17 protein-coding genes are annotated in these 23,276 nt (G+C 69.7%); 13 read left to right on the forward strand and 4 right to left on the reverse strand.

Going from position 1 to position 23,276, the window contains the following annotated elements; all coding sequences use genetic code 11:
- Window positions 1-27 precede the first annotated feature (27 nt).
- The 4 genes from katG (at window position 28) to EV648_RS25340 (ending at window position 11,075) form a co-directional block, all read left to right on the forward strand.
- Window positions 28-2,220 carry a catalase/peroxidase HPI gene (katG, locus tag EV648_RS25325; RefSeq protein ID WP_199234816.1) on the forward strand — a complete coding sequence of 731 codons (2,193 nt, stop codon included), beginning with the start codon at window positions 28-30 and terminating at the stop codon, window positions 2,218-2,220.
- A gap of 165 nt (window positions 2,221-2,385) precedes the next feature.
- Window positions 2,386-3,102: a class I SAM-dependent methyltransferase gene (locus EV648_RS25330; RefSeq protein ID WP_132296594.1), complete on the forward strand. Its 717-nt coding sequence runs from the start codon at window positions 2,386-2,388 to the stop codon at window positions 3,100-3,102.
- 131 nt (window positions 3,103-3,233) lie between these two features.
- Window positions 3,234-5,465, forward strand: coding sequence for a penicillin-binding protein (locus tag EV648_RS25335; RefSeq protein WP_241995583.1), 2,232 nt, complete (start codon window positions 3,234-3,236; stop codon window positions 5,463-5,465).
- Window positions 5,466-5,585: 120 nt separating this feature from the next.
- Complete coding sequence (locus EV648_RS25340) at window positions 5,586-11,075, forward strand: carboxyl transferase domain-containing protein (protein ID WP_132296600.1); 5,490 nt, start codon at window positions 5,586-5,588, stop codon at window positions 11,073-11,075.
- 49 nt (window positions 11,076-11,124) lie between these two features.
- Here the strand turns inward: EV648_RS25340 and EV648_RS25345 are convergent, their stop codons facing one another.
- Entirely contained in the window at window positions 11,125-12,366 is a 1,242-nt protein-coding gene (locus tag EV648_RS25345; RefSeq protein ID WP_199234802.1) for a CdaR family transcriptional regulator, read from the reverse strand.
- Window positions 12,367-12,451: 85 nt separating this feature from the next.
- Here EV648_RS25345 and EV648_RS25350 point away from each other — a divergent pair, with 85 nt between their 5' ends.
- A complete protein-coding gene (locus tag EV648_RS25350; RefSeq protein WP_132296606.1) occupies window positions 12,452-13,549 on the forward strand; it encodes a ferredoxin reductase in 1,098 nt (365 codons plus the stop codon).
- 34 nt (window positions 13,550-13,583) lie between these two features.
- The gene (locus EV648_RS25355) at window positions 13,584-14,729 is read left to right on the forward strand and encodes an acyl-CoA desaturase (protein WP_132296609.1); all 1,146 of its coding nucleotides are present in this window, start codon (window positions 13,584-13,586) and stop codon (window positions 14,727-14,729) included.
- A 51-nt stretch (window positions 14,730-14,780) separates the two neighbouring features.
- On the opposite strand, the gene EV648_RS25360 is transcribed toward EV648_RS25355, so the two are convergent.
- On the reverse strand, window positions 14,781-15,545 hold the full coding sequence (locus EV648_RS25360) for an IclR family transcriptional regulator (RefSeq protein ID WP_132296611.1): 765 nt from the start codon (window positions 15,543-15,545) through the stop codon (window positions 14,781-14,783).
- 134 nt (window positions 15,546-15,679) lie between these two features.
- On the opposite strand from EV648_RS25360, the gene EV648_RS25365 reads away from it, so the two are divergent.
- The 7 genes from EV648_RS25365 to EV648_RS25395 all read left to right on the forward strand — a co-directional run bounded on the left by EV648_RS25365 (window position 15,680) and on the right by EV648_RS25395 (window position 20,994).
- Window positions 15,680-16,936: an aldolase gene (locus EV648_RS25365; protein WP_132296614.1), complete on the forward strand. Its 1,257-nt coding sequence runs from the start codon at window positions 15,680-15,682 to the stop codon at window positions 16,934-16,936.
- Window positions 16,937-16,968: 32 nt separating this feature from the next.
- Window positions 16,969-17,208, forward strand: coding sequence for a thiamine-binding protein (locus tag EV648_RS25370; protein WP_132188604.1), 240 nt, complete (start codon window positions 16,969-16,971; stop codon window positions 17,206-17,208).
- On the forward strand, window positions 17,201-17,578 hold the full coding sequence (locus EV648_RS25375; protein ID WP_132296617.1) for a helix-turn-helix domain-containing protein: 378 nt from the start codon (window positions 17,201-17,203) through the stop codon (window positions 17,576-17,578). The genes EV648_RS25370 and EV648_RS25375 overlap by 8 nt, the downstream gene beginning before the upstream one ends.
- Before the next feature lie 114 nt (window positions 17,579-17,692).
- A complete protein-coding gene (gene uraD, locus EV648_RS25380) occupies window positions 17,693-18,214 on the forward strand; it encodes a 2-oxo-4-hydroxy-4-carboxy-5-ureidoimidazoline decarboxylase (RefSeq protein WP_132296620.1) in 522 nt (173 codons plus the stop codon).
- Window positions 18,211-18,540: a hydroxyisourate hydrolase gene (uraH, locus tag EV648_RS25385; RefSeq protein WP_132296623.1), complete on the forward strand. Its 330-nt coding sequence runs from the start codon at window positions 18,211-18,213 to the stop codon at window positions 18,538-18,540. Before uraD ends, uraH begins: the two co-directional genes overlap by 4 nt.
- Window positions 18,541-18,544: 4 nt before the next feature.
- Window positions 18,545-19,450, forward strand: a complete 906-nt coding sequence (gene pucL / locus EV648_RS25390; RefSeq protein WP_132296626.1) for a factor-independent urate hydroxylase — start codon at window positions 18,545-18,547, stop codon at window positions 19,448-19,450.
- A gap of 182 nt (window positions 19,451-19,632) precedes the next feature.
- Window positions 19,633-20,994, forward strand: a complete 1,362-nt coding sequence (locus tag EV648_RS25395) for an 8-oxoguanine deaminase (protein ID WP_132296630.1) — start codon at window positions 19,633-19,635, stop codon at window positions 20,992-20,994.
- A gap of 132 nt (window positions 20,995-21,126) precedes the next feature.
- Here EV648_RS25395 and guaD read toward each other — a convergent pair whose 3' ends face one another.
- Both guaD and xdhC read right to left on the reverse strand, forming a co-directional pair.
- A complete protein-coding gene (gene guaD / locus EV648_RS25400) occupies window positions 21,127-22,449 on the reverse strand; it encodes a guanine deaminase (protein ID WP_132296633.1) in 1,323 nt (440 codons plus the stop codon).
- Entirely contained in the window at window positions 22,446-23,273 is an 828-nt protein-coding gene (gene xdhC / locus EV648_RS25405) for a xanthine dehydrogenase accessory protein XdhC (RefSeq protein ID WP_241995585.1), read from the reverse strand. Before xdhC ends, guaD begins: the two co-directional genes overlap by 4 nt.
- Window positions 23,274-23,276 lie beyond the last annotated feature (3 nt).

Here is a 23,276-nt window from a genome sequence, read left to right on the forward strand (position 1 = left end):
GACAAGCCTGACGCCGTTGTTGGAGAGATGAATGAGGAGAGCGAGGCCCAGTGCCCGGTCGCGGGTGGGCATTTCAAGCACCCGACCGAGGGTGGGAGCAATCGTGAGTGGTGGCCGAACCAGCTCAACCTGAAGATCCTCCGCAAGCACCCCGCGGTGGCGAACCCGATGGGCGAGGACTTCGACTACGCGGCGGCCTTCGGCACCGTCGACCTCGACGCCCTGGCTCGCGACGTCGACGACGTGCTGACCACGTCGCAGGACTGGTGGCCCGCGGACTTCGGCCACTACGGACCGTTCATGATCCGGATGGCCTGGCACAGCGCGGGTACCTACCGCATACATGACGGCCGCGGCGGCGCGGGCGCCGGCATGCAGCGCTTCGCCCCGCTGAACAGCTGGCCGGACAACGGCAACCTCGACAAGGCGCGCCGGCTGCTGTGGCCGGTGAAGAAGAAGTACGGCGCCTCGATCTCGTGGGCCGACCTGATGATCTTCACGGGCAACCGCGCCCTGGAGACGATGGGCTTCAAGACGTTCGGCTTCGCCGGTGGCCGGCCGGACGTCTGGGAGCCCGACGAGGACGTGTACTGGGGCCCGGAGACCACCTGGCTCGGCGACGAGCGCTACACCGGTGACCGGGAGCTCGAGAACCCGCTGGCCGCGGTACAGATGGGTCTCATCTACGTGAACCCGGAAGGCCCGAACGGCAACCCTGACCCGCTGGCCTCGGCGCGCGACATCCGCGAGACCTTCGGCCGGATGGCGATGAACGACGAGGAGACCGTCGCGCTGATCGCCGGTGGCCACACGTTCGGCAAGACCCACGGTGCGGCCGACCCGGAGCAGTACGTCGGACCCGAGCCCGAGGGCGCGCCGCTCGAGGAGATGGGCCTCGGCTGGAAGAACAGCTTCGGCACCGGCAAGGGCCGGGACGCGATCACCAGCGGCCTCGAGGTCACCTGGACTGCCACGCCGACGCGGTGGAGCAACAGCTTCTTCGAGAACCTCTTCGGCCACGAGTGGGAGCTGACCAAGAGCCCGGCCGGCGCGCACCAGTGGAAGCCGAAGGACAACGCCGGCGCGAACACCATCCCGGACCCCGAGGACGGCACGCTGAACCGGGCGCCGTCGATGCTGACGGCCGACCTGGCGCTGCGGGTCGACCCGATCTACGAGCAGATCTCGCGGCGCTTCCTCGAGAACCCGGACCAGTTCGCGGACGCGTTCGCGCGGGCCTGGTACAAGCTGACGCACCGCGACATGGGCCCGATCCAGCGCTACCTCGGCCCGCTGGTCCCGCAGGAGACGCTGATCTGGCAGGACCCGGTGCCCGCGGTCGACCACGAGCTGGTCGGGGCCGAGGACGTCGCCGCGCTCAAGGGCCAGATCCTCGACTCCGGGCTGTCGGTCTCGCAGCTCGTCGCCACCGCCTGGGCGTCGGCCTCGACGTTCCGGGGCAGTGACAAGCGCGGTGGGGCGAACGGTGCCCGCCTCCGCCTCGAGCCCCAGTCGGGCTGGGAGGTCAACGAGCCTGACGCCCTGGCGCAGGTGCTGCGCACGCTGGAGGGGATCCAGGAGTCCTTCAACAGCTCCGGGAGCAAGAAGATCTCGCTGGCCGACCTCATCGTGCTCGCTGGTGGGGCTGCCGTGGAGCAGGCCGCCAAGACCGCCGGCTTCGACGTACAGGTGCCCTTCACCCCGGGTCGCACGGACGCCTCGCAGGAGCAGACGGACGCCGACTCCTTCGCCGCGCTCGAGCCGGTGGCCGACGGGTTCCGCAACTACCTCGGCAAGGGCACCCGGCTGCCGGCTGAGTACCTGCTGATCGATCGCGCGAACCTGCTGACCCTGAGCGCGCCCGAGCTGACCGTGCTGGTGGGCGGCCTGCGGGTCCTGGGCGCGAACTTCCAGCAGTCGTCGCTGGGCGTCCTCACCTCGACGCCCGGGTCGCTGACGAACGACTTCTTCGCGAACCTGCTCGACCTGGGCACGACGTGGAAGCCGACGTCCGAGGACGCGGAGACCTTCGAGGGCCGCGACGCCAGCGGCGCGGTCAAGTGGACCGGCAGCCGCGTCGACCTGGTCTTCGGCTCCAACTCCGAGCTGCGCGCCCTCGCCGAGGTCTACGCCAGCGACGATGCCCGGGAGAAGTTCGTCCGGGACTTCATCGCCGCCTGGACCAAGGTGATGGAGCTCGACCGCTACGACATCGCCTGACCCACCCGTCCAGGCCGGCCGGCCTGCACACGACAGCCAGGTCCACTCCCAGTGGACCTGGCTGTCGCCGATTTGGCTGGTACTGAGCCTTCCCGAGCGCATACGTGCCATTGGCAACCGGTTTCGTCAGGAAACTTCGGCGGGATCGGGGCCGTTGGTAGGAATATGAGCAACCTCACGAGCGAGTATGAGCAGCTGGCGGACGAGTACCACGGCACGGTGGATCCCGAGGGAGCTGGGCTGGAGGATCCGACGTTCGACGGGCTGGTGGGGGACGTGCGGGGGCAGCGGGTGGCCGCGGTGGCGTGTGGGCAGGGGCGGGATGCGCGGCGCCTGGCGGATCTCGGGGCCGAGGTGGTGGGGATCGATGCCTCGGGGTCGCTTCTCACCCACGCGCGCAGGCTCGAGCAGGAGACTCCTCGCGGGATCGAATACGTCCACGGGGATGCTCACGATCTCCGCCGGCTTCCCGACGCGTCGTTCGACGGAGTCGTGTGCCACATGGCATTGATGGACATCCCGGAGCTGGAGCCGGCTTTGCGCTCGATCGCTCGGATCCTGGTGCCTGGTGGGTGGTTCGTGGCGTCGATCGTGCACCCGTGCTACAAACCGCCCGCTCACGGGGAGCTGGTCGACCACGTCGATGGCTTCACCAGGCGGATCACCGGCCGCTACTTCGAGGAGGGCCCGTACAACAGCGTGACCCGCTGGGCGATCCTGCCACGCGTCTCCTACCACCGGACGCTGTCGACGTACGTGAACACTTTGGTGGCGGCCGGCCTGCCCATCACCCGGATGGCCGAGCCCGTCGGCGACCGCCCGGTCTGGAAGGAGGCCGCCGGCATTCTCTACTTCCGCTGCGAACTCAGGGATCCAGCCTGAGCGCTCCGATCTCCGAGAACGAAAATGGACTCACAAGTCCATTCCGTCGAGCCCCGGCCTGATCGGGTTCGGCGGCGTAGCCTGAAGGTATGGGTGGGGGCGGGCAGGGCTTTCGCGCCAGCGTTCGGTCGTTGAACAAGTTCCTCGGCGTGAGCGTACTGGCGGGCGCCCTGGCCGCGGGACTGATGGTTCCCTTCGCCGGGCTGGCCGGGTTCGGCTCCAAGAAGGCCGCGGAGTCGGTCGAGAGCCTGCCACAGGAGCTGGAGACGGAGCCGCCGGCGGTGCGGAGCAGGATCCTCGCGGCCGACGGATCCCTGATCGCCACCCTGTACGAGCAGAACCGCGTCCCGGTGCCGCTCAGCCTGATCAGCCCGATCATGCGTAAGGCGATCGTGGCGATCGAGGACTCGCGCTTCTACGACCATGGCGCTCTGGACGCGAAGGGCACGCTGCGGGCGCTGATCCGGAACCAGAGCGGGGGCTCGGTGCAGCAGGGTGGTTCGAGTATCACCCAGCAGTACGTGAAGATGAGCCTGATCGAGAAGGCGCAGACCGCCGAGCAGCGCCAGGCCGCCACCGAGGTGACCTACCAGCGCAAGCTGACCGAGCTGCGCTACGCGGTCGCCATGGAGAAGGAGTTCTCGAAGGATCAGATCCTCGAGCGGTACCTGAACCTGGCGAACTTCGGCGACGGCTCGTACGGCGTACAGGCCGCTGCCCAGCACTACTTCAGGACCACCGCCAAGAAACTCACGCTCCCGCAGGCCGCGCTGCTGGCCGGGCTGGTGAAGAACCCGACCGGCTACGACCCGACGAACGACCTCAAGCGGGCCAAGGATCGTCGCGACGTGGTGCTCCGCAGGATGCGGGAGCTGGGCGTGATCACCGCGAAGCAGGCCAACGACGCGATCAAGGCGCCGGTGATCGACAAGAAGAAGATCCTGAAGGTCCGCAACGGCTGCGCCAGCTCCCGCTACCCCTTCTACTGCGACTACGTCGTCTCCAAGCTGCTGGACAACCGGGCCCTGGGCCGGACGCCCAAGGACCGGGACCACTTCCTGAAGACCGGCGGCCTCACCGTGAAGACGTCGCTGGACCCGAGGATCCAGTCGGCCGCGCAGGCGTCGATCAAGGAGCACAGCAAGAAAACCGACACCGCCATCGCGGCCATCACCGTGGTCGAGCCCGGCACCGGTCTGGTGAAGGCGATGGTGCAGAGCAAGCCGCACGGCAACGGCAAGAACGAGACCGCGTACAACTACAACGTCGAGAAGTCCTACGCGGGTGGCTACGGCGGGTTCCAGAACGGGTCGACGATGAAGGCGTTCGTGCTCGCCGCCGCGATCCAGAAAGGCCTGCCGCTGACCTACCGGATCAACTCGCCGGCGCAGATCAACCTCAGCGGGAAGAAGTTCCGGACCTGCACAGGCTTCACGCGGGACCCGGACTATCGTCCGCAGAACTCGACGCGCAGCGGCAACCTGACCATGGTCGAGGCGGCCAGGTACTCGACGAACACCTATTTCCTGCAGCTCTCCCAGCGGACCGGGCTGTGCGCGCCGGCCACCATCGCCGCCGACCTTGGCATGTACAACGCGCAGACCCTCCAGCCGCTCGACCAGGTGGTGTCCTTCACCCTGGGTGTCGGCTACGTGACGCCGTTGATGCTGTCGAACGCCTATGCGACGTTCGCGGCGCGGGGCAAGTACTGCTCGCCCGTCGTCGTCACCACGCTGCTGGACAAGACCCGCAAACCCATCAGGACGCCCAGCATCGACTGCCGGCAGGCCATCGCACCGGAGGTGGCCGACGGGGTCAACCGGGTGCTCAGCGCGGTGATGGAGCCCGGCGGCACCGGTGGACGACTCAATTTCGGCAACTGGGACCTGGCAGGCAAGACCGGAACCATCCAGGACAACCGTGCCGTCTGGTTCGCCGGGTACGCGCCGAACCTGGCAGCGGCCGCCGTGGTCGCCGACGCGAACCTGCCGTACACCAACCTGATGTACGGCCACACCCTGGACGGCGAGGACATCTCCGACCCCACCGGCTCCGGTACTGCGGGTCCGCTGTGGCAGACCGCGATGGAGAAGGCGCTGGACGGTATGCCGCTGCGCCGCTTCGTCGCTCCCAGCAGCCGCGTGGTCAGTGGCGACACGGCCGACCTCCCGCCGGTCAGTGGCAAGAGCCCGGACGAGGCCGCCAACATACTCCGGCAGGCCGGTTTCGACGTCGTCATCTCCGACGAGCGGGTGGACTCCCCGGAGGCCGAGGACACCGTGGCCTACACCGACCCGCGCAGCCGCGACGGCGCCCCCGAGGGCTCCCTGGTGACGATCTACGTCTCCAACGGCCAGAACTAGCGCCCGCAGCAGGGTCGGGGGACCGTGCTGGGCCCGATCCGGGGGCCCGACTCGACGGTAGGCCCGGCTGCCTGGGAATGTGTGCGGTAACAGACTCGTCAACGACAGGAGTGCCGCCCGGTGTTCAACCGCATCGCCATCGTCAACCGGGGAGAGGCCGCGATGCGGCTGATCAACGCGGTCCGCGAGCTCAACGCCGAGACGGGGAGCCAGGTCGAGACGGTCGCCTTGTACACCGAGGCGGAGCGCACGGCGACCTTCGTGCGCGAGGCCGACCTGGCCTACCCGCTCGGCCCGGCCGCCGACCGCCCGTACCTCGACCACGGGAAGCTCGAGCAGGCCCTGACCGAGACGAAGGCGGACGCCGCCTGGGTCGGCTGGGGATTCGTCGCCGAGGACCCGGCGTTCGCGGAGCTGTGCGAGCGGATCGGCGTAACGTTCATCGGGCCGAGCGCGGAGGCGATGCGCAAGCTCGGCGACAAGATCGGCTCGAAGCTGATCGCCGAGGAGGTCGGCGTACCGGTCGCGCCGTGGAGCCGCGGGGCGGTCGAGTCGCTCGACGCGGCGCTCGCGTCAGCCGGCCAGATCGGCTACCCGGTGATGCTCAAGGCAACCGCGGGCGGCGGCGGCCGCGGTATCCGGGTGGTCCGCGACGACGACGAGTTGCGCGAGGTATACCAGCGCACCAGCGACGAGGCGGCCCGCGCGTTCGGCAGTGGCGTGGTCTTCCTCGAGCGCCTCGTCACCGGCGCCCGGCATGTCGAAGTACAGGTGATCGCGGACGGCCAGGGGACGGCGTGGGCGCTGGGCGTGCGGGACTGCTCGGTGCAGCGGCGCAACCAGAAGGTGATCGAGGAGTCTGCCTCGCCGGTGCTCGCGCCGGACCAGGCCGCCGAGCTGAAGGCGTCCGCCGAGCGGCTGGCGCTGGCCGTCGGCTACCGCGGAGCGGGCACGGTCGAGTTCCTGTACCACCCCGGGGACAAGCTGTTCGCCTTCCTCGAGGTGAACACCCGCCTCCAGGTCGAGCACCCGATCACCGAGCTGACCACCGAGGTCGACCTGGTCAAGGCGCAGTTGCACGTGGCCGCCGGCGGCCGGCTCGAGGGTCCGCAGCCGATCGAGCACGGCCACGCCGTCGAGGCCCGGCTGAACGCGGAGGACCCGGACCGCGAGTTCGCGCCGTCGCCCGGCCGGATCGCGCGGCTGCGGTTGCCGTCCGGCCCCGGCGTACGGGTGGACACCGGGGTCAGCGAGGGCGACACGATCCCGGCGGACTTCGACTCGATGATCGCCAAGATCATCGCGTACGGCCGGACCCGCGACGAGGCGCTCGGGCGGTTGCGCCGCGCGGTGGCCGACACGACCGTCGTCCTGGAGGGCGGCGCGACCAACAAGAGCTTCGTGCTCGACCTGCTGGACCAGCCGGAGGTGATCGACGGGAGCGCCGACACCGGCTGGATCGACCGGGTCCGCGGTGAGGGGCGCCTGGTCTCGCGCCGGCACTCCGGTATCGCCCTGGTGGCGGCGGCGATCGAGGCCTACGAGGAGGCCGAGCAGGTCGAGCGCCAGCGGTTGCTGGAGACAGCCCGCGGCGGCCGCCCGCAGGTCCAGCACGAGGTCGGCCGGGCCATCGCGTTGAAGCTGCGCGGCGCGGCGTACAAGGTGACTGTCGCGAGGATCGGGCGGCAGCGGTACCGGGTGGGTGTGGGGGTCGGCGACGAGCTGCAATACCTCGACGCCGAGCTCGATCGGCTGGACGCGTACGACGCGCGGCTGGAGGTCGCGGGCCGCCGGTTCCGGCTGGTCACCGCGACACACGGCCCGGTGCACATGGTCGAGGTGGACGGTGTCACGCACCGGGTCAGCCGCGACGAGGGCGGCGTACTGCGTGCGCCCAGCCCGGCGCTGGTGGTCGCGACTCCGGTCGCGGCCGGCGCCGAGGTGGAGGCCGGGGCGCCGGTGCTCGTCCTCGAGAGCATGAAGATGGAGACGGTGCTCTACGCGCCGTTCAAGGCGATCGTGCGCGAGCTGCCGGTGTCGACCGGGAGCCAGGTCGAGACCGGCGCGCCGCTGGTCCGGCTGGAGCCGGTCGGCGATGCCGACGTCAAGGTCGAGGCGACCGAGGGCATCGAGCTGGAGCTGCCCGAGCCGGCGGCCCCGCCGACCGCGGCGGAGCGCGCGGCCCGTGGGCTCGACGACCTGCGCAGCATGCTGCTCGGGTTCGACATCGATCCGCGCGACGAGGGCCGGACGCTGACCGGCTACCTCGCCGCCCGCGCGGAGCTGGCCGAGCCCCCGGTCGCGGAGGAGATCGACGTACTGCGGCTGTTCGCCGATTTCGCCGAGCTGAGCCGCAACCGGCCGGCCGGCGAGGACCTGAACACCGAGCTGCGGGTGCACAGCCCCAAGGAGCACTTCCACACCTACCTGCAGACCCTGGACGCCGAGCGCGCCGGGCTGTCGGCGGAGTTCCGCGACCGGCTGGCGCGGGTGCTCGTCCACTACGGCGTCACCGAGCTGGAGCGCAGCGACGAGCTGACCGACGCGGTGTTCCGGATCTTCCTCGCCCAGCAGCGCACGTCGCCTGACGTACTGCTGATGACGTCGCTGCTGCAGCAGTGGCTGGTCGAGCCGATGCCCGAGCCGCCGCTGGACGCCGAAGCGCACGCCGTGCTCGATCACCTGGTGCTCGCCACCCAGCTGCGCTTCCCGGTGATCGGCGACCTGGCCCGCAGTGTGCGGTTCCGCTGGTTCGACCAGCCGCTGGTGGACCAGGCGCGGGCCGAAGTACTGTCCGGCGTCGGCGACGAGCTGGCCGCGCTCGCGCTGGATCCGGACGCGACTGACCACGTCACGCGGGTGGAGGCGCTGGCGACGATCCCTGAGCAGATCGTGCGCTTCCTCGCGGAGCGGCTCGAGCGTGGCGTCAACGGCACCGAGCCGATGCTGGAAGTGCTGGTCCGCCGCCACTACCTCGAGTACGAGCTGCACGACCTGCGCAATGCGACCGTGAACGGCCGCGCGTTCACCACGGCCGACTACACGCTGGACAACCGCCCGACCCACCTGGTCAGCACGATCGGCACAGTCGACGAGCTGGCCGATCCCGAGAGCGCGCTGGTCCGCGATCTGTCGGCCGAGATCGACGCCCGCCCGGCCGGGCACGAGGCGGTCACCGACCTGTACTTGTCGTGGCCGCAGACACCCGGGACCCAGCAGGAAGCGTCCGACCGGCTGCGCGAGATCGTCGCGGCACTGCCCTTCATGCAGCACGTACGCCGGGTCGCGGTCGCCGTGGCCCCGGGTGGTGGCCGCGAAGTCTGGTACTTCACCTACCGCCCGTCGGCCGAAGGCGTGGTCGAGGACGGCAACGTGCGCGGCGTCCACCCGATGGTCGGGCGCCGGCTCAACCTGTGGCGGCTGCACGACTTCCGGATCACCCGGCTCGACGCGCCGGAGGACGTGCTGCTCTACCACTGTGTTGCCCGTGACAACGAGGCCGACGAGCGGCTGGTCGCCCTGGCCCAGGTCCGGCAGTTCGCCGTGGTGCGCGACGACGACGGCAAGGTCACCTCGCTGCCGCACGTCGAGCGGGCGATCGCGAACTGTCTGGAAGGCATCCGCCGGGCACGGACCGCGCGCGGCGCCGCCGGAGCCCGGCTGGAGATGAACCACGTCTGGGTGACGATCTGGCCGGTCGTCGACGCGCAGGTCGCCGAGCTCACCGCGCTGCAGCGCAACATCGCGCCGCTGACGGCCGGAGCGGGGATCGAGGAGGTCGTCGTCACCGGCCGGGTGACCGGCTCGAACGGCAACCCGTTCCCGGCCGTCGGCCGGTTCTACTACCAGCCCGGCGCGGGTGTCATCGCTGCCGTGGAGCGGCCCGCTACCGAACGGCTCAAGCCGCTCGACGACTATGCGCAGAAGGTCCTTCGCGCCCGTCGGCGCAACACCGTCTATCCCTATGAGGTGGCGGGGATGGTCGCGGGCGCGGGCGGCAGCTGGGTCGAGTACGACCTGGACGACACCGGCACGCTGGTCCCGGTCGAGCGGCCGCGCGGGCTGAACAAGGCCGGCCTGATCGCGGGCGTGATCAGTACGCCGACCCGCCGGTACCCCGAAGGCGTCTCCCGGGTGGCGCTGAGCGGCGACCCGACCAAGGCGCTCGGCGCGGTGGCCGAGGCGGAGTGTGCGCGGATCATCGCCGCCCTCGACCTGGCCGACAAGCTGGGCGTCCCGGTCGAGTGGTTCGCGGTCTCGGCCGGTGCCCGGATCTCGATGGACTCCGGCACCGAGAACATGGACTGGGTCGCGAAGGCGCTGAAGCGGATCGTCGAGTTCACCCAGGCCGGCGGCGAGATCAACATCGTCGTCGCGGGCATCAACGTCGGCGCCCAGCCGTACTGGAACGCCGAGGCGACGATGCTGATGCACACCAAGGGCATCCTGGTGATGACGCCGGACAGTGCGATGGTGCTGACCGGCAAGCAGACGCTGGACTTCGCCGGCGGTGTCTCCGCGGAGGACAACTTCGGCATCGGCGGCTACGACCGGGTGATGGGGCCGAACGGGCAGGCGCAGTACTGGGCACCCGACCTGGCCGGCGCGCGGGACATCCTGATGGCGCACTACGACCACACGTACGTCGTACCGGGGGAGTCCGGGCCGCGCCGGGCGCCGTCCACCGACCCGCACGACCGGGACGTCACGTCGTACCCGCACGATCCGGTGGACGGCGGGTTCAGCACGGTCGGGGAGATCTTCTCCGCGGCGACCAACCCGGATCGCAAGAAGGCGTTCGACATCCGCACCCTGATGCGGGCAGTGGCCGACCAGGACCACCCGATGCTGGAGCGCTGGGCCGGGATGGCCGACGCGGAGACCGCGGTCGTCGCGGACACCCGGCTCGGCGGCCTGTCGGTCTGCCTGCTCGGGATCGAGTCCAAGCCGGTACCGCGGCGGGGCTTCCCGCCCACCGACGGGCCGGACACCTACAACGGCGGCACGCTGTTCCCGCGGTCGTCGAAGAAGGCGGCCCGCGCGATCAACGGCGCCAGCGGCAACCGTCCGCTGGTGGTGCTGGCGAACCTGTCCGGTTTCGACGGGTCGCCGGAGTCGATGCGCAACCTGCAGCTCGAGTACGGCGCCGAGATCGGCCGCGCGATGGTGAACTTCGAGGGCCCGATCGTGTTCTGCGTCGTCTCGCGGTACCACGGCGGAGCCTTCGTGGTGTTCTCCAAGGCGCTGAACCCGGGCATGACGGTGCTCGCCGTGGAGGGCTCGTTCGCCTCGGTGATCGGTGGCGCACCGGCGGCCGCGGTGGTGTTCTCCGGCGAGGTGAACAACCGGACGTCGGCCGATCCGCGGGTGACCGAGGTGTCGGCCCGGCTGGCCAAGGCCGAGGGCGCCGAGCGGGCCGCCCTGGCCAACGAGCTGGCCGAGGTACGGTCGGCGGTCCGGGCCGAGAAGCTCGGCGAGGTGGCCTCCGAGTTCGACCGGGTGCACAACATCCACCGAGCCGTCACGGTCGGCTCGGTGGACGCCGTCATCCGCCCCGAGGAACTGCGTCCGCAGCTCATCGCCGCCCTGGAGGCCGGGCTGTCCAAGTGAGGAGCAGCCGCGCCGCGGCCCGCCCGGCCTGGACGTGGGCTGGCCACGTTCAGCCGGGTGGCGACGGCTTGACCGCCAGGGCGATCGTGAGGTCCAGAACGGTCTGTGGGTCGTCGAGGCGGGCGCCGTAGAGGTCGCGGAGCTGGCCCATCCGGTAGCGCACGGTCTGTGGGTGGACGTGCAGGGCCGCGGCGACCTCGTCGCGCCGGCCGAGGTGGAGCAACCATTCGCGCAGGGTCTCGGCCAGCCGCTCGGCGGTGGCAGGACGGAGTGCGTCGAACGGCGCGAGCACCTGCCGGCGGAGATCGTCGAGTGCCGCGGAGTCGGACGTCACCACGAAGGTGGTCAGGTGGCGCTCGGTGTCGACCGGCGCGTCGGGTTCGGCGGTCAGCCGGAGCTGCCGCGCCCGGAGGGCCCGCAGGTACGACGTACGCGCAGTCGTCCACGGCTGGGTCGGGCCCACCCAAGCCTGGTACCCGCGCAGGTTCCGCAGCAGAGCGGATCGCGCTGAGCCGTCGGCGTCGGGGACCAGCAACACCGCCACCTCGGCCGGGTCCTCGTCGACTTCGCCGAGTTCGGTGAGGTCGTCCTCGGGCCGTAGCGTCCGTGGATCCAGGGCGCCGAGAATCCCCCGCACGTGGGCGCTCGGCAGAATCACCGCCGTCAACGAGCGTGGCGGCTCCCAGTCGGCGAGTTCCGCCCGGCCTGCCAACTGGTCCGCGGGGTCACCCTGCAAGAGGCCCCGGCCCAGCTCCTGGAGGTAGCGCTCCCGGACCCGGCCCGTGGTCGCGAGCTCGTCGGTGTGACCGGAGACGCTGGCCGCGGACAGCTCGTCGATGTAGGCGAAGACCAGTTCGGCGAACTTTGCCAATGTCTCGGCCTGCAGACCAGCCTCCACGACGGTGCGGGACAGTTCGCGCCACGCGACCCGGGCGCCGACCCGGTAGGCAGCGAGCAGCGCGTCCATACTCCGGCCGCTGCGCGCTTCGCCGCGGCCCAGGACATAAGCACCCTCGAGTGCGGGGGCGAGCGGAGTTCCGGGGTCGCCGCTGCCGGTCAAGCGGAGGAATCCGCCGAGGGCGAGCTGGACGGCCCCTTCGATCTTGGCCCCCATCGGCCCGGCCAGCGCGTTGGTGTAGCCGGGGACCTCGGCGATGATCGCGGTGACAGTCTTTCCGGCGATGTCCGGCAGGCGGGATCGCAACAGCTCGATCGCGGCCTGGCCGAGCTCCAGCTCGGCGGCCCCTCGAGCCGTCCGGCTGGCGTGGCGGGTGGGGTCAGCGTCGGACAAGGTTGTTCCCTCCGAACAAATACGCGCGACAGATTCACCGCTGTCGGTCATGAAACTACACCTCGCGTCGAGGATGCTGGACAGCATGACCACCTTCGCGTCAGACCCTGACGCTCCGGCGACTCTCCGCGGCCGTCTGCGCGACCGGGTCTGGCGGGTCGCGGCCGCCGCCACCCATCCGCTCGATCCCGCCGACTATCTCGACATGTTCCGCCCGCTGCGGGCCGGTGCCGACCTCCGGGCCCGGGTTGTCGAGGTACGCCCCGAGACCTCCGACGCGGTCACCGTCGTACTGCGACCCGGCGCCGCCTGGCGCGGCCACCAGCCGGGCCAGTACGTCCGGATCGGCCTCGACGTCGACGGCGTACGACTGTGGCGCTCCTACTCGTTGACCTCCGCTCCGGGGAGCGAGCTCCTCACCATCACGGCGAAGGCGGTCCCGGACGGCCTGGTCAGCGCCCACCTCGCGCAGGAGTTGTGCCCCGGTCAGTTGGTGCACCTCGATCAGGCGGTCGGCGACTTCGTCCTTCCGGACCAGGCACCCCGCAAGGTCCTCTTCGTCACCGGCGGCAGCGGCATCACGCCCGTGATGGGCATGCTGAGGTCCGGCCTCGACCGGCTCGGCGATGTCGTCCTCGTGCACTCCGAGGCCTCCGCCGACGACGTGATCTTCGGTGCCGAGCTGCGCGAGTTCGCGCGCGAAGGCCGGCTCCGACTGGTCGAGCAGCACACCGACAGTCACGGCCGGCTCGACGTTGCGGAGCTAGCGGCTCTCGTGCCCGACCTGGCTGAGCGGGAGACCTGGGCCTGCGGACCGGCCGGTCTCCTTGACGCTCTCGAGGAGCAATGGGCTGACCTCGACCTTCCCGACCGGCTGCACACCGAGCGGTTCCGAACCGCACTCGCCGAGCCTGGCGAGGGTGGCACCGTTCGGTTCACCGGTGCGGGAGTCACTCTCGAGCTCGACGGCGTTACGCCGATCCTCGACGCGGGTGAGCAGAACGGAGTACTGATGCCTTCCGGTTGCCGGATGGGTATCTGCTTCTCGTGCGTGCTGCCGCTGCGTTCGGGCTCGGTGCGCGACCTGCGCTCCGGTGACGTCACCACCGCCGCTCCCGGTGACGGCGTACTCATCCAGACCTGCATCTCGGCCGCGGCCGGCGCCTGCGACATCGACCTGTGAGCCTGCGACATCGACTGGTAAGACAAGGATCCCTGTGACTGTGCTGCAGAAGAAGACCGACAACCCCATCGGTCACCTGACTCCCGACGACATCGAGGAGATCGGCCGTCGGCTGGACGCGATCCGCGCCGACATCGTCGCCTCGCGCGGAGCGACGGACGCGGCGTACATCCGCAAGGTCATCAACGTGCAACGGAAGCTGGAGCTCTCCAGCCGTGCCGTGCTGCTTTTGTCGCTGTTCCCGCCGGCCTGGCTGGTCGGTACGGCGGGTCTCTCGGTGGCCAAGATCCTCGAGAACATGGAGATCGGCCACAACGTGATGCACGGCCAGTGGGACTGGATGCGTGACCCCAAGATCCACTCGACCACCTGGGAGTGGGACCACGCCTCGCCGTCGGACCAGTGGAAGCACTCGCACAACGAGCTGCACCACACCTACACCAACGTGGTCGGCAAGGACAACGACCTCGGCTACGGCATCATGCGCGTCGACGAGGACCAGCGCTGGTACCCGCTCTATCTCGCGCAGCCGCTGTGGAACTTCATCAACGCCTGCTTCTTCGAGTACGGCATCGCGGCGTACGACCTCGAGCTGGGCAAGAACCTGGCGACGAAGAAGCGGCGCAAGGACCCCGAGTTCAAGGCCCGCGCCCGGCAGGTGCTGAAGAAGATCCGCGGCCAGATGACAAAGGACTACGTCGTCCACCCGCTGCTGTCCGGTCCGTCATTCCTGCACACCCTCGCGGCGAACGCGACCGCCAACGTGGTCCGCAACCTGTGGGCCCACTCCGTCATCATGTGCGGTCACTTCCCCGAAGGCGTGCAGACCTTCGAGCGGCGCTCGATCGAGGGCGAGACGCGCGGGGAGTGGTACCTGCGCCAGATGCTGGGCTCCGCCAACATCAGCGGCGGCCGGGCCATGCACCTCATGACCGGCAACCTGTCGTACCAGATCGAGCACCACCTCTTCCCCGATCTGCCGAGCAACCGGTACCAGGAGATCGCGCCGCAGGTACAGGCGATCTTCGAGGAGTACGGCCTCACCTACACCACCGGCCCGCTCCCGAAGCAGGTCGGGTCCGCGTGGGCGAAGGTCTTCCGCCTGTCGCTGCCCAACGACTTCGCCGAGAAGCTGACGGCCAGGTTGAGTGGCGGATCGCCTCGGCCGCTCACGTCCTGAACCGCTTGAACCGCTCACCGCAGGTCCTGGTCGGTGAAGGACGAACGCCGGTTATCGCAGATCTTCGGACAGTGCCTTGCCGGCCTGGGTGAGCAAGGGGACCGCGCGCTCCACCAGTTCCTCGGTCATGCGGCCGGCGGGACCCGAGATCGACATCGCCAGCCGGGACGGTACGTCGGGCACCGCCACCGCGACGCAGCGGACGCCGACCTCCTGCTCGCCCTCGTCGGTGGCGTAACCCTGTTCCTGGGTGGCGCGCACCTGGGCCATGAAGGCGTCCGGGTCGGTGATGGTGTTCTCGGTGTGCTTCGGCATGCCCGTGCGCTGCAGCAGTTCGCGCACCTCGGCTTCCCGCAGTTGGGAGAAGATCGCCTTGCCCACGGCTGTGCAGTGGGGGAGCACCCGACGCCCGACCTCGGTGAACATCCGCATCGAGTGACGGGAGGGGACCTGCGCGAGGTACACGATCTGGTCGCCGTCGAGCATCGCCATGTTGGCCGATTCGCCGAGCTCGTCGACCAGCCGGGCCAGGTGGGGGCGAGCCCACACGCTCAGCATGTCGGAGGAGCTCTCGCCGAGCCGGATCAGCTTGGGGCCGAGGACATACTGCCGGGACGGTTCCTGGCGCAGGTAGCCGAGGTCGACGAGCGTGCGGACGAGTCGATGGATCGTCGGCAGCGGTAGACCTGAGGCGGCGGCCAGCTGGGACAGGCCCATCATGCCGCCCGCGTCGGCCATCGTCTCGAGCAGCCCGAAGGCCCGCCCGATGGACTGGACGCTGCCGGAGCGGCCCTTGCCGCTGTTCTCTTCCGCCACTGGGGCCTCACTCTGCTCAGTACTTCCGGATGACGGAAGTTTAGCGCCAGATCCCGGAATAGGACGCCGTTGCCACTTCCGCAGAGTAGATATTAGTATCCGCAATACGAAATCTGAAGAAGGTAGGTTCGGTCATGAGTGAGCTCGACGCTCTCGTCGATGAGTTGGATCGGCGGTTGGCCGATGCCGACGCGGCGCTGGCCGCGTACTACCCGGGCGATCGCGGCGTCCGGCAACCCGTCCACACTGTCTACGTTCCAGCCGACCAGTACGACGCCGGGACGGTGCGCGGGTGGGCCGAGGAGGCCAAGGCCGCGCTCGGTCGGCACGGTGGGTCGGCGGCGGAACTGGCTGATGCGCTGGAGTTGCCGGCCGGCCTGGCGGTCGAGGTGTATGAGCGGGTTCGCGCCAAGCTTGATCGCGAGCCGATCGAGGACCTGCGCATCGACTTCGAGGACGGCTACGGAACCAGGCCTGACGAGCAGGAGGACGCGGCTGCGGTCGACGCCGCCCGTTCGCTGGCGGAGACCGTCAAGGCCGGCGCGGCCCCGCCATACCACGGCCTTCGGATCAAGTCCCTGGAGGCGCCGACCCGCCGTCGCGGCGTCCGCACGCTCGACCTCTTCGTCCGCGAATTGGCCGGCGCCGGGGCGCTCACGGATGGATTCGTGATCACGCTCGCGAAGGTGACCTCGGTCGAGCAGGTCGAGGCGATGATGCTCGTGCTGTCCGCGACCGAGCAGGCTCATGCGCTGCCCGCGGGGTCGCTGAAGTTCGAGATCCAGATCGAGACGCCTCAGGCGATCCTCGGCGCCGATGGCACCGCGCTCGTGGCCCGGATGATCAGGGCCGGAGCGGGGCGCGTCACCGGTCTGCACTACGGGACCTACGACTACTCGGCCTCGCTGGGCGTCGCCGCGGCGTACCAGAGCATGGATCACCCCGTCGCCGATCACGCCAAGGACGTGATGCAGCTGGCTGCCGCAGGCACGGGAGTGTTCGTCTCCGACGGCTCCACCAACGTTTTGCCGATCGGCGAGCGCGAGGCCGTGCACGCAGCCTGGCGGCTCCACCTGCGGCTGGTACGGCGTTCGCTTGCCCGCGGCATCTACCAGGGCTGGGACATGCACCCGGCCCAGCTGCCGAGCCGGTTCGTCGCGACGTACCTGTTCTACCGCGAGGGTCTGGAGTCCGCGGCCGCTCGGTTGCGCGCCTACGTGGGCGAGGGGGAGTCGGGCTACCTCGACGAGCCTGCGACAGCTGCCGCCCTGGCCGGCTACGTGCTGCGTGGTCTGGAGTGTGGTGCCGTCGAGATGTCCGAGGTCGACAAGCTGATCGGCGTGGATGCCGCCGGACTGACGAAGTTGGCCCGCCGCCCGCTGCGGTCGTGACCGTTCCCGGTGGAGACAGCTAGCCTCGCGACATGCGACTGGTAGCGGAATTCACGACGGAGCCCTTCGAGGTCGAGGGGCAGCCGCCCGCCCACGCCACTGAGGCGCTCCGCGTGGCCGAGGAGGCCGGCCTGGAGTGCGACTTCGGGCCGTTGGGCACCCTGGTGCGCGGTGAGCAGGAGCTGTTGCTGCCGGCACTGACGGGGGTGTTGGAGACCGCGTTCGCACACGGCGCCAGTCGAGTGACCTTGCAGGTGCGCAGCGATGGCTGAGCCCGCGCATCCGCTCGTCGTGGCGATCTCGCCGCTGGTGGAGCGCCTGAACGCCGAACTGGTGGCTCCGGACGACGCGCGCGCCGACGACGTACCGCTGGTCTGGGAAGGGAAGGTGGTCGCCGCCGTCCGCCTTCCCCGCAAGGCTCCGGCCGGCGGCGAGGGTGGCGTGACCGCGCTGCTCGAGGAGGTCGCCGACGAGCTCGGTGGGCCGTTGCGCGAGTTGGCGCGTAATGACAAGCAGCGGGCGGTGCTGCTGCTCGAGGCCAAGGGTGCGTTCGACTACCGCAAGTCGGCGGAGATCGTGGCCGAGGCGCTCGGTGTCACCAGGTTCACCGTCTACAACTATCTCAACCGGGCTCGCGACTGACGCCGGCTCTGGCGCCGCCCGGCAAAATTCAACAAACTGTTGACGGAGCGCCAGGCCCATGCCACCCTCTCGTCATACGGAAATTCGATTTCGGGATTCGAGAAGGTGTGATCCGTGGATCTGCAGGAGTTCAACTCCGCTCCGGCCGACCGGCTGCATCCGTTGCTGGCGGCCTGCTGCGACGTCCCCCGCTGGGTCGACGGCATCCTCGCCGGACGCCCGTACGGCGACGTCGTGGCGCTGACCCAGGCCGCGGACCGGGCTGCGAGAGATCTCGGCGACGATGAGGTCGACCGAGCACTGGCAGCCCACCCGCGCATCGGGGACCGGCCGGAAGGTACCGGTACCGAGGCCGCCTGGTCGCGCAACGAGCAGGCGGGGGTCGGCGACGACTCCGAGACTCGCGCGGCACTGGCGGCGGGCAATCGCGAGTACGAGCAGCGTTTCGGCCGGGTCTTCCTGATCTGCGCCACTGGCCTGTCGGCCCAGGAGATGCTCGCCGGCCTGCGCGAACGGCTCACCCATGACGAGGTCACCGAGGCCGCCGTAGTACGCGACGAACTGCGCAAGATCGCCTTGCTCCGGCTCACGAAAGTCGTCGATCAGGAGATGGCCGACAAGGAGGCCCGGGCATGAGCAGCGTCACCACGCACGTCCTCGACACCGGTCTCGGGCTGCCCGCTCGCGGTGTCCCGGTCCGGCTATCGCGGATCACGGCCGACCAGACCGTCCTCCTCACGGAGGGCGCCACGGACGACGACGGCCGGATCACCGGGTGGGAGCCGGGACTCGAGCCCGGCACCTACCAGCTCCGCTTCGACGTCGCCGCCTACGCGAGTACGTCCGGCCAGAGCATCTTCTTCCCCGAGGTCACCGTGACCTTCACGATCACCGACGAGCGGCACTACCACGTTCCACTGCTGCTCAGCCCGTTCGCCTTTTCCACCTACCGAGGGAGCTGATCCCATGGCGATCCACCTGGGAGCCAATCAGTACGGCAAGGCCGAGAGCCGGGTCGTCCGCATCTACCGCGACACACCCCGCCACCAGATCCGCGACCTGAACGTCTCGTCCGCCCTGCGGGGACGGTTCGAGGACGCGCACACGACCGGGGACCAGCGCGACGTGCTGCCCACCGACACCCAGAAGAACACCGCGTTCGCCTTCGCCAAGGAGAAGGGCATCGGCGCGATCGAGGACTTCGCGCTGACGCTGGGCGGTCACTTCATCGACTCCGCCCCGGCCGCCGACGGCGCGCGGATCGAGATCGAGGAGTATCCGTGGGAGCGGATCAGCGTCGACGGCGCGGGCCACGACCACGCCTTCGTCCGGGCCGGCAGCGGCATCCGGACGACGGTCGTCAACGTCGACGGCCGCGGCGCCGAGCGCAACGCGCACGTCGTCTCCGGCGTCCACGACCTCACTCTGCTCAAGTCCACCGGTTCGGAGTTCCACGGCTTCCTCAAGGACAAGTACACGACGCTGCCGGAGACGGACGACCGCGTGCTCGCGACCTCCCTAGTCGCCCGCTGGCGCTACGACCACACCGAGGTCGACTGGGACAAGTCGTACGACGAGATCAAAGGCCTGCTGCTCGAGCAGTTCGCTCGGATCCACAGCTACGCGCTGCAGCAGACGCTGTACGGGATGGGCGAGGCGGTGCTCCAGCAGCACCCCGAGGTCGCGGAGATCAAGTTCTCGGCGCCGAACAAGCACCACTTCCTGGTGGACCTGAGCCCCTTCGGCGTGGAGAACCCAGGCGAGGTGTTCATCGCCGCGGACCGGCCGTACGGGCTCATCGAGGCGACCGTTGTCCGTGACGACGCCAGCGAGCCGGGCAGCGCGTGGCACGGCGTCCCGGGCTTCTGCTGACACGGGGTGTGTCTGCCGTGTCGCGCGGCAGGCACACGCTAGGAGGAACCTCCAACCCGCAGTGCCCTCGAGGGCCGAAGTTTCGTGTCTCCTGCCGGTTACGGCTCATCGCCCGGCGGAGTTGACTGACCTCACTGAGGTGGCACCGGCCGCCTTCCCGTGAGGAGCAGGAAAGTGGTCCGATGAGCGCAGCCCCTATCGTGATCGACGGAGCGGCTGTGGTCACGCTCGACCGGGAGCGCCGCGAGCTGGCCACCGGGCATGTCGTTGCTGACGGCAACCGGATCGTCGCGGTCGGTGCCGGACCCGCACCGCGGTACGACGGAGCGCGGGTGATCGACGGGCGTGGATGTCTGCTCACGCCCGGCTTCGTCAACACCCACGAGCATCTGTTCCAGTGGGCGACCCGTGGGCTCGCTACCGACTCCACACTGTTCGGCTGGCTGACCACGCTCTACCCGGTGTGGGCGGGGATCGACGAGGAGTCCGTTCACGTTGCCGCGCAGGCCGCGCTGGCTCAGCTGGCCCGCACCGGCTGTACCACCGCGGCCGATCACCACTACCTCTTCCCGCGGTCGGCCAAGGACCTGCTCGGAGCGGAGATCCTCGCCGCCGCGGAGGTGGGACTGCGGTTCCACCCCGCGCGCGGCTCGATGGATCTCAGCGAGAAGGACGGCGGACTGCCGCCGGACTCGGTGGTCGAGGACTGCGACGAGATCCTGGCCGCGACCGAGGCCGCGATCGACCGCTGGCACGATCCGGGTCCCGGGTCGATGCTGCGGATCGTGGTCGGGCCCTGCTCGCCGTTCACCGTCACCGGCGAACTGATGCAGGAGGCCGCCGAGCTGGCCCGCCGCAAGGGCGTCCGGCTGCACACGCACCTGGCCGAGACCACCGACGAGGCCGATTGGTGCCACGAGAAGTTCGACTGCACCCCGTTGGAGTACGCCGCGCGCCTCGGCTGGACCGGTCCGGACGTGTGGTTCGCGCACGGCATCCACTTCGACGACGCGGAGATCAAGCAGCTGGGCCAGACGGCCACCGGTGTCGCGCACTGCCCGAGCTCCAACGCTCGCCTCGGCGCCGGGATCGCGCGCGTCGCCGACCTCCGGGCGGCCGGTAGTCCGGTCGGCCTCGGTGTGGACGGTGCCGCCAGCAACGAAGCCGGCAGCCTGGTCGAAGAGCTGCGCCATGCCTTGCTCTTCGCCCGTGCCCGGGGTGGTCCGCGGGCGCTCGATGTCCGTGCCGCGCTGGAGATGGCGACGCTCGACGGCGCCCGCATCCTGGGTCGTGACGACGAGATCGGCTCGGTGGAAGTGGGCAAACTCGCCGACCTGGCGCTCTGGCGAATCGACACCCTCGCGCACGCCGGCATCGCCGACCCAGTAGCCGCCCTGGTCCTCGGCACCCCACCGCCGCTGGAACTCCTCCTCGTGAACGGACGCCCGGTGGTCGAGCACGACACCGTCATCACCATCGACGAGCTCACCTTGGCCAAGCAGGTGGCAAAGGTCCAGCACAACCTCCTCGCCAAGGCCGGCTGACACCCGCTCGCAAGCGGGTTCTACGGCCACTGGCGGCTTGTAGGGCGCCAGCGGTCGGACACCCCGCCATCGGACGCCCGCGCTGTCCGCCGGGGAAGTTGCGTGCGGGTGTGGTTGCGCGCTTCAGGCGGGTCAGCCGGCGGAGGCCTGGTGGGTCGGGCTGCTCGAGGATTCATCGTGCAGGAGTTGGCCGTCGATCCAGACGGCGCGGACGTCGGCGGGGGTGCCTAGGGTGAAGATGCGGGCCAGGACCTCCTCGGCGTCGGCGGCGTGGGCGACTCCGACGGCCAGGGGTGAGCCGTCGGCTGGGCGTAGTAGCTGGGCGTCGAAGCGCTTGCCGACGCTCAGGTCGCCGACCTCGGAGCTCAGGCCGAGCGCCTCGGCGCCCGCTGTCGTTGCCAGGTGCAACAGGTGGGCGGCAGTGAGCGAACACCCCTGGTCGCCGAGCAACTGCTGGGCGAAGTACGCCTGCAGTCCTTCCTTCAGCAACGAGAAGCCCGTGCCGGCGCCGACGTCCGAGCCGAGGGCGACGCGTACGCCGGCTTGGAGGTGTCGTTCCAATGGGAACAGGCCGCTGCCCAGGGCGGCGTTGCTCGTCGGACAGTGGGCAACCGATGCACTGCTTTCGGCGAGCACCTTCAGCTCCACGTCGGTCGGGTGGACGTTGTGGGCGAGCACGCTCCGGCGGTCGACCAGCCCATGTCGGTCGTACGTCGACACGTAGTCGCTCCCGCCGAAGAGCTCGGCCACAGTCGCGATCTCCGCCTCGTTCTCATTGAGGTGCGAGGTGAACAACGCACCCGGGACCTCTTCGAGCACAGTGCGGCAGGCCGCGAGCATGTCGTCTGTGCAGGACAGGGAGAAGCGCGGCGTCACGGCGTACCGGTTGCGGCCGACGCCGTGCCACTTCTCTGCCAGGGCCAGCGATTCCGTGTACGCCCGCGCCGGGGTGGTGAGTAGCTCCGGCCGCAGCAGGCGGTCGCTCACGACCAACCCGCTGGTGATCCGCAGTCCGACCCGGGATGCCGCGGTGAACAGCAGGTCCACCGCGTCGGAGTAATGGGCACCGAAGACGAGCGCGCTCGTAGTGCCAGCCGCCGCGAGGCCACGGACGAATTCGGTAGCGACCCCCGTGGCGTAGCCGACGTCGGCCATCCGGGCCTCCTCGGGCAGCGCGTACTTGTCGAGCCACTCCAACAGAGGCAGACCCAGCCCACCGACTGCCCGGATCTGCGGGAAGTGGACATGTGTGTCCACGAACCCGGGGAGCACCAGGCCACCCGTGAGGTCCACGGTTTCCTCGGCGGGATGTGCGCTACGGATGTCCGACGCGTTGCCGCGAGCAACGATCATGCCGTCCTGGACCAGTACTGCGGAGTCGGTGGCGACCCGCAGATTGCCGCCGGTGAACGGGTTGTCCGGAGTGTCGAGGAACGTGCCTCGGAAGATCGTCATGCCTTTGCCTCACGATGGGCCGGCGCGGTGTTGCGCTCGGCAGAGAAGAGTTGGAGCAGCCAGGCCGCCACGCTGACCGCGATGGTGGCCGGCTCCTTGCCGGACAGTTCGGGTACGCCGATGGGCGTGGTGATCCTGGCGATCGCCTCGTCCGGATGGCCGTCGTCGGCCAGCTTGCGGCGGAACCGCGCCCACTTCGCGCTGGACCCGATCAGCCCGATGGTGGCCATCCGGCCGTCGCGCAGGGTGGCGTCGCACAGGGCGGCGTCCTCGGCGTGGTCGTGGGTCATCACCAGCGCGTGGGTGCCCGGCGGGAGCTCGCTGATCACCAGTTCTGGCAACACCGGCACGTGGTGCACGTGCACCCCGGCGACCGCGTCATCGAGTACGGACAGCCGCTCGGGCTCCAATTGCTCGGGTCGCGAGTCGACCAGGTGCAGTTCCACGTCATGCCGGGCGAGGATCCGCGCGAGCTCGAGACCGACATGTCCGACTCCGAAGATCGCCACGGACGGAACCACCGGCAGCGGTTCGAGCAACAGCTTCACCTCGCCACCGCAGCACTGGACCCCGTGCTGGTACGGCGCCTTGTCCGACAGCGCGAACTCGATCACCTCCGGCTCGGTGCCGCCGGTCGCGAGGAGCTCACGCGACCGGTCGATCGCGACCGACTCCAGATTGCCACCGCCGACAGTGCCCCAGACCTGGTCCGCCGCGACCACCATCTTGGCGCCGGCCTCGCGGGGTGCGTGCCCGCGGACCGACAGCACGGTGACCAGTACGCCGGGCCGTCGCTGCTCGCGTAGCCGGGTTACGGCCTTCATCCA

Origin of the sequence: Kribbella sp. VKM Ac-2568, from assembly GCF_004345365.1 — a bacterium.
Classification (GTDB): Bacteria; Actinomycetota; Actinomycetes; order Propionibacteriales; family Kribbellaceae; genus Kribbella; species Kribbella orskensis.

What these genes read in the sequence shown, in the direction of transcription:
- EV648_RS25365 (WP_132296614.1), top strand. Translation starts at nt 15,680, where the DNA reads ATGAGTGAGCTCGACGCTCTCGTCGATGAGTTGGATCGGCGGTTGGCC.
- pucL (WP_132296626.1), top strand. Translation starts at nt 18,545, where the DNA reads ATGGCGATCCACCTGGGAGCCAATCAGTACGGCAAGGCCGAGAGCCGG.
- uraH (WP_132296623.1), top strand. Translation starts at nt 18,211, where the DNA reads ATGAGCAGCGTCACCACGCACGTCCTCGACACCGGTCTCGGGCTGCCC.
- EV648_RS25370 (WP_132188604.1), top strand. Translation starts at nt 16,969, where the DNA reads ATGCGACTGGTAGCGGAATTCACGACGGAGCCCTTCGAGGTCGAGGGG.
- xdhC (WP_241995585.1), bottom strand. Translation starts at nt 23,273, where the DNA reads ATGAAGGCCGTAACCCGGCTACGCGAGCAGCGACGGCCCGGCGTACTG.
- EV648_RS25375 (WP_132296617.1), top strand. Translation starts at nt 17,201, where the DNA reads ATGGCTGAGCCCGCGCATCCGCTCGTCGTGGCGATCTCGCCGCTGGTG.
- katG (WP_199234816.1), top strand. Translation starts at nt 28, where the DNA reads ATGAATGAGGAGAGCGAGGCCCAGTGCCCGGTCGCGGGTGGGCATTTC.
- EV648_RS25330 (WP_132296594.1), top strand. Translation starts at nt 2,386, where the DNA reads ATGAGCAACCTCACGAGCGAGTATGAGCAGCTGGCGGACGAGTACCAC.
- EV648_RS25395 (WP_132296630.1), top strand. Translation starts at nt 19,633, where the DNA reads ATGAGCGCAGCCCCTATCGTGATCGACGGAGCGGCTGTGGTCACGCTC.
- guaD (WP_132296633.1), bottom strand. Translation starts at nt 22,449, where the DNA reads ATGACGATCTTCCGAGGCACGTTCCTCGACACTCCGGACAACCCGTTC.
- EV648_RS25350 (WP_132296606.1), top strand. Translation starts at nt 12,452, where the DNA reads ATGACCACCTTCGCGTCAGACCCTGACGCTCCGGCGACTCTCCGCGGC.